This window comes from Streptomyces sp. NPDC001970, assembly GCF_053594115.1.
In genome coordinates this window covers 113992-122778 of the sequence record NZ_JBSFDW010000030.1, presented here as the reverse complement: position 1 = coordinate 122778, position 8787 = coordinate 113992, and the positions used below count along the sequence as shown (strand labels likewise).

Below are 8787 nucleotides of genomic sequence, written 5' to 3'. Positions count from 1 at the left end.
TCAGCAGGGCGTCTAGGTTGTTCGTCACACAACGATCTTGGACGCCCTGTCTGCGTTCCCGGACACACCGTCAGCATTCGGAATGGCTCGTCTAGAACGGGTCGAAGTCGTCGAACTCGCGCTGCGCGTCGTCCCGTTGCGCCTCGCGCTCCTTGCGGCGCTGGGTCGCGGGGCGCGGGGCATCGAAGCGGTGGTCCTCGCCACGGCGCCCGAGCATCTCCGCGCCGGTCATCAGGGTCGGCTCCCAGTCGAAGACGACCGCGTTGTCCTCGGGGCCGATGGCCACGCCGTCGCCGGCCCGGGCCCCCGCCTTCATCAGCTCTTCCTCGACGCCGACGCGGTTGAGCCGGTCCGCGAGGTAGCCGACCGCCTCGTCGTTGTTGAAGTCCGTCTGGCGCACCCAGCGCTCCGGCTTCTCGCCGCGCACGCGGAAGAGGCCGTCCTCCTCCTGCGTGACCGTGAAGCCCGCGTCGTCGACCGCCTTCGGGCGGATGACGATCCGGGTGGCCTCCTCCTTCGGCTTGGCCGCGCGCGCCGTCGCCACGATCTCGGCCAGCGCGAAGGACAGCTCCTTCAGGCCCGTACGCGCGACCGCCGACACCTCGAGGACGCGGTAGCCGCGCTCCTCCAGGTCAGGGCGGATCATGTCCGCGAGGTCCTTGCCGTCCGGGATGTCGATCTTGTTCAGGACGACGATGCGCGGACGGTCCTCCAGACCGCCGTACTGCTTCAGCTCTTCCTCGATGACGTCGAGGTCGGTCACCGGATCCCGCTCCGACTCCAGCGTCGCCGTGTCCAGGACATGGACGAGCACCGAGCAGCGCTCGACGTGCCGCAGGAACTCCAGGCCGAGGCCCCGGCCCTCGCTGGCGCCCGGGATCAGCCCGGGGACGTCCGCGATCGTGTAGACGGTGGAGCCGGCGGTGACGACACCCAGGTTCGGGACGAGCGTGGTGAAGGGGTAGTCCGCGATCTTCGGCTTGGCGGCCGACAGCACCGAGATCAGCGAGGACTTGCCCGCGCTCGGGTAGCCGACCAGCGCCACGTCCGCGACGGTCTTGAGCTCCAGCACGACGTCGCCCGCGTGCCCCGGCTCGCCGAGCAGCGCGAAGCCGGGCGCCTTACGGCGGGACGAGGCCAGCGCCGCGTTGCCGAGGCCACCGCGGCCGCCCTCCGCGGCGACGTACGTGGTCCCGTGTCCGACCAGGTCGGCCAGCACATTGCCCTGCTTGTCGAGGACGACCGTGCCGTCCGGCACCGGCAGCACCAGGTCCTGGCCGTCCTTGCCCTGGCGGTTGCCGCCCTCGCCCGGCTTGCCGTTGGTGGCCTTGCGGTGCGGCGAGTGGTGGTAGTCGAGCAGCGTCGTGACGGACTGGTCGACGGTGAGGATGACGTCACCGCCACGGCCGCCGTTCCCGCCGTCGGGCCCGCCGAGGGGCTTGAACTTCTCACGGTGTACGGAGGCGCAGCCGTGGCCTCCGTTACCCGCGGCGATATGCAGCTCGACGCGGTCCACGAAGGTGGTCATGGTGGGGCCTCCAGTACGGAAATACGTGCGGAAATGTCTACTGCGTAACACGCGAAAGGCGGACCCGCTTCCCGTACTTCCGTACGAGAAGTGAGGTCCGCCCTCGCGAAAACTCGTTCCTGCTGGGGTCCGGGGGTCACCCCCCGGGAAAACGCAGCAAGGGGCCTGGATCAGGCGACCGGAACGATGTTCACGACCTTGCGGCCACGGTGGGTACCGAACTCCACCGCACCGGCCTGCAGCGCGAACAGCGTGTCGTCGCCGCCGCGGCCGACGCCCGAGCCCGGGTGGAAGTGGGTGCCGCGCTGACGGACCAGGATCTCACCGGCGTTGACGACCTGACCGCCGAAGCGCTTCACGCCGAGCCGCTGAGCATTGGAGTCGCGACCGTTCCGGGTGGACGATGCGCCCTTCTTGTGTGCCATCTCTCCTCAGTCCCTTACTTCGCAGCCGCGGGGATCGCCGTGACCTTGATCGCCGTGTACTGCTGGCGGTGGCCCTGACGACGGCGGTAGCCGGTCTTGTTCTTGTAGCGCAGGATGTCGATCTTGGCGCCCTTGTGGTGGTCCACGACCTCGGCCTGGACCTTGATCCCGGACAGGACCCAGGGGTCGCTGGTCACAGCGTCGCCGTCGACAACGAGCAGGGTCGAGAGCTCGACCGTGTCGCCAACCTTGGCAGTGGAAATCTTGTCAACCTCAACGATGTCGCCGACAGCAACCTTGTGCTGGCGACCACCGCTGCGCACGATGGCGTACACGCGGATCTCTCTCTCGCTCGGAACGGGAACCCCTGATGCCAGCCGCCCGCACGGGCCGGGGCCCGCGACTGTCCGCAGTGGATGGACGACCTCTCCCGACCCAGGGTCGGGAGGGAGGTGCTCAGAAGCTGGCGTGCATGGAAACACGCCGACGGTCAAGGTTACGGGGCGGGCCTCGGGGGGTCAAACCGGCTCTCTACCAGTGGAACACCTGGTGGTCGAGTACCCGCACCGGTTGAATGAGCGCTCGTGTCCCTGCGTTCCCTGATCACCATGCCACGGCTGCTGCGCCACGGTTCCGCCATCGGGGCCGACCTGCCCCCTGACGAGGCCGTGCTCCTCGACGAGCCGCCCGCCCCGCTGCGTGCCGTCGTGACCGCGGCCACCGCCGGCGACCACGGGCCCGCCCGTGAGCTGCTCGCCGCGACCCGGCTCGGCGCCGAGTGGGAGCGCCGCAGCTCCTCCGTGGGCGTGCTGGCCGAGTCGGCGCTGCACAACCCCGGCTGGCTGGACGCCTGGCTCGACGAGTCCCCCGAGGACCCGGACGCCATGCTGGTCAAGGCCGATCTGAGCATCCACCGGGCCTGGGCGGTACGTACCGGGGCACGCGCCCGGCATGTGTCGCGCGACCAGTTCCAGGCGTTCTTCGCGCTGCTCGAGGACGCCGTCCCGGTGATCGGCGCCGCCGCGGAGCTCAACCCCGGCGACCCCGTGCCCTGGCGGATCGCCCTCACCCACGCCCGCGGCATCCAGGCCCCTCGCGAGGTCTTCGACGCGTACTGGGCGGAGGCCACCGCGCGCGCCCCTCACCACTACGGCTGCCACGCCACGGCGCTGCAGTATCTGTGCGACAAGTGGTACGGCTCGCACGAGGAGATGTTCGCGTTCGCGGAGCGGGCCGCCGCCGAGGCCCTTCCGGGTTCCCTGCTGCACGCCCTGCCGCTGGACGCCGCCATCGAGTACGACGTGGTGGCCTCGGGCACCGAGGACGGGCCGATCGACCGGTCCCGCATCGACGCCGCGGTGGACCGCGCGCTGCAGCTGTCCTCGTTCTACGAAGCGGGCGACCCGGAGGCGGCGGGGTTCCGCAACGACCTCGCGCTGATGCTGATCCTCGCCCAGCGCTTCGAGGAGGCGCTGGACGTCTTCCGGGCGATCGGGGTGCACGCGCGCTCGGGCCCCTGGGGGTACTTCGGCGACGCCCGCGAGGAGTTCCTGGAGTTCCGTACGGGCGTACGGATGCAGATTGCGAGCCGCGTCCCGTTCTTCTCCGCACCGCCCGCGTCCGTCACGGGAACCGCCGCGGCCGTCCCGGCCGTCCCGCCCGTCCACCTCCTGGCCGTCGCCGCGGCACCGCCCGCGAAGGTCGCCGAGGCGGCCCTGCTCTGCGGGGTCCCGCTGAGGATCGCCCCGGCCGGCGGCTCGGCCAGCTATGTGGCGCTCGCGCCCGACGAGTCCCCCGGCAGGCGGGCCACGCTGATCGGCGGGGACCGGCTCACCGCGGCCGCCGACACGTTCACCACCGGCGAGAAGTGGCCCGCCCTCGTGCTGCGCCGGATCGGCGACCGCGCCGGCTTCACCCTGCTCCACAAGGGCAAGGAGGTCGTCACGCACGAGTGGGACCCGGCCGCGCCCGTCGGCGACCACGCCACCGCAGCCGCGACGGCCACCGCACTCGCCCGGATCTTCGAGGTCGAGGACACGCGGCCCCTGACCGGGCTGCTGCGCTCCTCCGACTCCCCCGCCCGCCGCCAGGCGGATCTCGTCGCCGCCCTCGGCCTCCCGCCGCTCCCGGACGGCTTCGGCGACCGCCCCGACGTGCTGGCGGACGTCCCCGGCACCCGGCTGCTCGAGCGCCGCGGGCTCCTCGCGGGCATGCGGGACACGATGGCCGACGACCCGGACCGGCTGCTGACCTCCGCGCCCGGCAGCGGCCCGGCCCCGCGCCCGAAGCGCTGGTGGCTGCTGCGCACCCTGGCCTTCGTCGTCTTCGGCGCGGCCGCGGTGTGGGCCTGGTGGTCGCCCGGGATCGGCGTCCTGCGCGCCGTCCTGGTCTCCCTGGTGACGCTGTACTTCGGCGCGCAGCTCGCCGGGGCCCGCAAGGAGCGGCAGCGCCACCGAGGCCCGGGCCGGGGCGGCGTATGCTCGCCGGGCGAAGCCAGACACCGGAAGGCAGAGAAGTGAACTACAGGGTCCAGCCCACCGCCCAGGTCGACGAGACCGCCCAGATCGGCGCCGGCAGCAGTGTGTGGGAGCTCGCCCAGATCCGCGAGGGCGCCCGTCTCGGCGAGGGCTGCGTGGTGGGCCGCGGTGCCTACGTCGGTACGGGTGTGCAGATCGGCGACAACTGCAAGCTGCAGAACTACGCGCTCGTCTACGAGCCGGCGGAGCTCGGTGACGGTGTCTTCATCGGTCCCGCCGTGGTCCTCACCAACGACCTCAACCCGCGCTCCGTGGACCCCGAGGGCAAGCAGAAGCGGGGCGGCGACTGGGAGGCCGTCGGTGTGAAGATCGCCGACGGTGCCTCGATCGGCGCGCGCTCGGTGTGTGTCGCCCCCGTCCGTATCGGCCGGTGGGCGATGGTCGCCGCGGGTGCCGTCGTGACGCGTGACGTACCCGACTTCGCCCTGGTCGTCGGCGTTCCGGCACGGCAGATCGGCTGGGTCGGCCGCGCGGGCGTGCGCCTGACCGAGCGCGAGGGCGAGCCGGGGGTGTGGGAGTGCCCGCAGACCGGTGCGCTGTTCGACGAGAAGGACGGGGTCCTGGCCGAGCGCGTCGCCTAGGGGCCGCCCCGGCTGATACGACAACGGCCCCGCACCACCCACGGGTGGTGCGGGGCCGCATGCTTGGGCGAAGCGCCGTCAGTCCTCGTGGAGGAGCAGCTTGTCGAACTCGACGCTCACGACCGACCAGTCCCACGTCGACAGCGACAGCTTCGCCGCACCGGCCGTGGCCTCGCGCCAGCGCTCCTCGGAGCCGGTCCACTCGAGGATCCGCTCGGCCGCCTCCGTGGGCGTCGTGACGATCCAGTCGGCCGGGTACAGCGTCCGGGCGCCGTTCTCCTTGCCCGCGAAGAAGGGCCAGTCGCGGACCACCGGGAGCGCCCCGCTGACCGCGCCCTCGACCAGGGCGCAGTGGAAGCTCTCCCGGACCGAGCTGCTGAGGATGACACCGATCCCGGTGAGCGCGCCCGGCACGTCCTCGGTGCGCCCGTACAGCTCGACCGCGCCCTCGGCCTCCAGCTCCTCGAGGTCCTCGCGCAGGAGGTCGTCGTAGCGGCGGGCGGCGGCGCTGGCCTTGGGGTCGAGGCCGTCGCCGACGATGACCATCCGGTAGCGGCTGTCGTGCCTGCGCAGCTCCCGCAGGACGTCGAGCGCCCAGCGGGGGTCCTTGGCGACGGCGCTGACGCCCACGAGGCCGAGCGTGAACCGGGCGTCCGCCTCGGCCTTCGGGAGCTGGTAGCGCTCCAGGTCCATCGCGTTGGCGATGACGTGCAGCTTCGGACCGCCGGGCTCACCCAGGTCGGGGAGTATGTCGACGGCCAGGTCGCGCAGGTGGTCACCGACGAACACCAGGTCGTCGATGCGGGAGCGGTCGACGAGGTGCGGCCAGAAGGTCCACGCCTCGTAGCTGTGCAGCCGTACGACGATCCGGGTCGTGCCCGGGTCGACCAGCGTGAACAGCGCCGCGGCGTTGGTGGCCCAGTCGACGAAGACGGTGTCGGCCCAGTCCAGGTGGGGCCGCAGCGCGTCCTCGACCTTGTTGCCGAAGCCACGCTGGCCGCCGAGCAGGTACTCCATCATCCGCTGGCCGCCCTTGGCGAGCGGGCGCAGCTCGTCGTCCGCCTTGAGGTCGAGGAAGCGGATCTCGACGCCGGGGTGATCGGCGTACCGATCCATGATCGGCTTCAGGAAGTTCGCGTTGGAGTACGTGGTGACCAGCAGCCGCAGCGGACGGTCCGCGGGCAGCCCGGTCGCGGCGGGCAGCTCGCGGCCGCGGGGCGCCGAGAGCGCGGCGAAGGCCTTGCTGGCGCGGAACGGCGCCATGTAGCCGTCGGTGTCGGAGCTGAGCGGCGACGACAGGTCGTCGAAGTGCAGGGCCCGGTGGAAGGCCAGCGTGAGCGCCGAGGACAGGGCGTGCGCGGCCTGCTTGGCGTCGTGGTTCGCGAAGCGCTGGTCGGCCAGGGTGAGCAGGGCCTTGATGGCCTGGGCGCGGGCCTTCGGGTCGTCGTGGCCGCGGGCGATGTCCTTGCGGGCGGCCTCGGCGAGCAGCTCCGCCTTGAGCGCGCCGTCGGCGATCCGGGCGGCGGCGGAGTTCAGCACCATCGAGGCGCCGGCCTTGCGGCCGCCCTTGGACATGCTGTGGCTGACCCGGTGCGCCAGTTCGGCACGGGGGGAGTCGGGGACGCGGGGGGCGGACACGATGGCCCGCCAGGCCTTCGCGCCGACCGAGGTGCGCAGCACGCGCGGCGATGTCGCCTTCCGGTACACGCCGTTGGCGCCGCGGCGGGCCGTGCGCGTGACGGTGCGGGCTGCCACGGCGGGCGAGGGAAGGCTTCGGTAGACGCCCTGCAGCGCGTAGTGCCCGGGGCGCTCGCGGCGGTCGGCGACCGCCTTGAGGGCCGGGACGATGCCGAAGACCGCGTCGGCGCGGCGGTTGCGCTGGGAGAGCCGCCAGACCGTGTAGACCGCAGGCTGGTCGAGCGCGACGAGCACGTCCGCCCTGCGGGCCCGGGAGCGCACCCAGCGGTCCCGCTGGACGAACTTCCAGGTGCGGCTGAGCGCGGAGCCCTTCTCGGTGCCCTTGAGGAACTTCTCGCCGTGCACCGCGCCGGCTTCGGGCAGCGAGTGCAGGCCCGCGAGGTCGAGGCCGGCGTCGATGTCCGCGATGTCGAACAGCCCGGCGAGCCGGACGGTGGCGCCTGCCTCGCGGAACTTGTCCAGGGATGCCTTCAGGACCGCGGGCTGTGGCACGGTGCCCGCGATCAGGAGAACGTCGATCATGCGGGGAGGCCCTCCACGTCATTGGTCCGCACGGAAGGGGACGCCTGTCCTGATGTCACCAGTTCCGTCAGCTTGCGGACTGCAGGGCCCATCTGGGCCGCTCGTGCGTACTGAGCGGCGTGCGCCTTCGCCGCGGCCCGCTGCTCGTCCGTCGCCTCGAACGCGATGCGCGCGGCGGTGGAGTAGAGGTCGGCGAGCTTCTCGGGGTCGAAGCCGCAGGCGCCGGTCCACAGGGGGTGCCCGGTCATCACGGTCGTGGCGTCGTGCTCGACCTTGTGCGCGGACATCACGGGCAGGCCGGTGGCCATGTACTCGTACACCTTGCCCGAGGTCATGTACTTGCCACCCATGATCATCAGGAGGAGTACGTCCCAGGAGGCGAAGATCTCCGGCACCTCGGCCTTGGGGGCGGGGCCGCCGAAGGAGACGGCGTCGCCGGCGGACTGCCGGATCAGCTCCATGTGGGCGTTGGCCTCGCGGTGCGCGCCGGAGCCGATCTGGCCGCGGATCTCCAGGCTGGAGCGGGCCACGAGCGGGTCCCGCTCGCGGGCGATGCGCCAGCCGTCGAGCACGGACCTGAGGATCCTGGGCGGCGAGGTCACCACGCCGAGGTGGCCGAAGACCAGGCCCTTGTCCGGATCCGGGGTGCGGGTCGCTGCGGGGACGCTGGCCTCGTCGTACCCGTTGCGCACGACGTGGATCTTGTCGGCGAGGTCGGGGTAGCGCTCCCGGTACCAGTCGGCGATCGGGTCGTTGACCAGCCAGTGCGACACGGCGTGGGTGAGGACCTTGCGCTCCCACTTGCCGGACACCGAGTCGTGGGTGAAGGCCTCGCCGCCGTCGATGACGTCGACGGACCAGCCGTCGCGGAAGTCGATGGCGTACGGCACGCGCGCGGTCTCCCACAGCTTGAGCGCGGCGGCCATGTTCACGTACGGCACGCAGGTGGCGAGCACCAGGTCGGCCTTCTTCTCCCGGTGCAGCCGCTGGACGGCCTTCTCCAGGTCGTAGCGCCAGCCGCCGTAGATCGGCTCCGGGAAGGCCCTCATGCCCGCCTGGCGGTAGTCCTGCACCCACTTGCCGGGGTTCAGCGCACGGGACTCGGGGAACTTCCGGAGGTCCGTCTCGAGGTCCTCTCGCACGAGCGGCAGCTCGACGACGCGGACGCGCGGGTCGACGCGCTCGGAGAGGGTGTGGTCGAGACCGAAGTCACGCTCCCAGGACTCCTGCTGGATGGTCACCACGGTGACGTCCCAGCCCTGGGCGATGAACTGGTTTGCCGTCTCGGTCATCCGGTAGGCACAGCTTTTCGCGGCCGGCGGGAAGCCGATCGCAAGGTAGATCACATGCCTGCGTCCGCCGTCGTTCCGACGGACCTCTGTGCGCTGGGTAGCAGGGGTGGGAGACACCCCAGAACGCTAGCATGACGCAACCCTCAGCCCGGCTTTGGCCAGGGCCGCGGCGGCCCTGTCGGCCCCGCCCGGACACGCCTGCGG

Annotated in this window: 7 protein-coding genes; 2 read left to right on the top strand and 5 right to left on the bottom strand. The window is 71.8% G+C overall.

Annotated elements, in window-relative coordinates; genetic code table 11:
- Positions 1-91: 91 nt before the first annotated feature.
- The 3 genes from obgE to rplU form a co-directional block, all read right to left on the bottom strand.
- Positions 92-1528, bottom strand: a complete 1437-nt coding sequence (gene obgE / locus ACWCP0_RS30300) for a GTPase ObgE (protein WP_451081946.1) — start codon at positions 1526-1528, stop codon at positions 92-94.
- 170 nt (positions 1529-1698) lie between these two features.
- Entirely contained in the window at positions 1699-1953 is a 255-nt protein-coding gene (rpmA, locus tag ACWCP0_RS30295; protein WP_189937709.1) for a 50S ribosomal protein L27, read from the bottom strand.
- Between the two features lie 14 nt (positions 1954-1967).
- On the bottom strand, positions 1968-2288 hold the full coding sequence (gene rplU / locus ACWCP0_RS30290) for a 50S ribosomal protein L21 (RefSeq protein ID WP_451081945.1): 321 nt from the start codon (positions 2286-2288) through the stop codon (positions 1968-1970).
- 249 nt (positions 2289-2537) lie between these two features.
- Here rplU and ACWCP0_RS30285 point away from each other — a divergent pair, with 249 nt between their 5' ends.
- Both ACWCP0_RS30285 and ACWCP0_RS30280 read left to right on the top strand, forming a co-directional pair.
- A complete protein-coding gene (locus tag ACWCP0_RS30285; protein WP_451081944.1) occupies positions 2538-4472 on the top strand; it encodes a hypothetical protein in 1935 nt (644 codons plus the stop codon).
- A complete protein-coding gene (locus tag ACWCP0_RS30280; RefSeq protein ID WP_451081943.1) occupies positions 4469-5071 on the top strand; it encodes an acyltransferase in 603 nt (200 codons plus the stop codon). The genes ACWCP0_RS30285 and ACWCP0_RS30280 overlap by 4 nt, the downstream gene beginning before the upstream one ends.
- A gap of 78 nt (positions 5072-5149) precedes the next feature.
- Here ACWCP0_RS30280 and ACWCP0_RS30275 read toward each other — a convergent pair whose 3' ends face one another.
- Together ACWCP0_RS30275 and ACWCP0_RS30270 are read right to left on the bottom strand one after the other, a co-directional pair.
- Entirely contained in the window at positions 5150-7291 is a 2142-nt protein-coding gene (locus ACWCP0_RS30275) for a glycosyltransferase (RefSeq protein WP_451081942.1), read from the bottom strand.
- The gene (locus ACWCP0_RS30270; protein ID WP_451081941.1) at positions 7288-8583 is read right to left on the bottom strand and encodes a glycosyltransferase; all 1296 of its coding nucleotides are present in this window, start codon (positions 8581-8583) and stop codon (positions 7288-7290) included. Before ACWCP0_RS30270 ends, ACWCP0_RS30275 begins: the two co-directional genes overlap by 4 nt.
- Between the last annotated feature and the right edge of the window lie 204 nt (positions 8584-8787).

Bases quoted from the DNA above. Each gene is read 5' to 3' on its own strand.
- obgE (WP_451081946.1), bottom strand. From the start codon at position 1,528: ATGACCACCTTCGTGGACCGCGTCGAGCTGCATATCGCCGCGGGTAAC.
- rpmA (WP_189937709.1), bottom strand. From the start codon at position 1,953: ATGGCACACAAGAAGGGCGCATCGTCCACCCGGAACGGTCGCGACTCC.
- ACWCP0_RS30275 (WP_451081942.1), bottom strand. From the start codon at position 7,291: ATGATCGACGTTCTCCTGATCGCGGGCACCGTGCCACAGCCCGCGGTC.
- ACWCP0_RS30270 (WP_451081941.1), bottom strand. From the start codon at position 8,583: ATGACCGAGACGGCAAACCAGTTCATCGCCCAGGGCTGGGACGTCACC.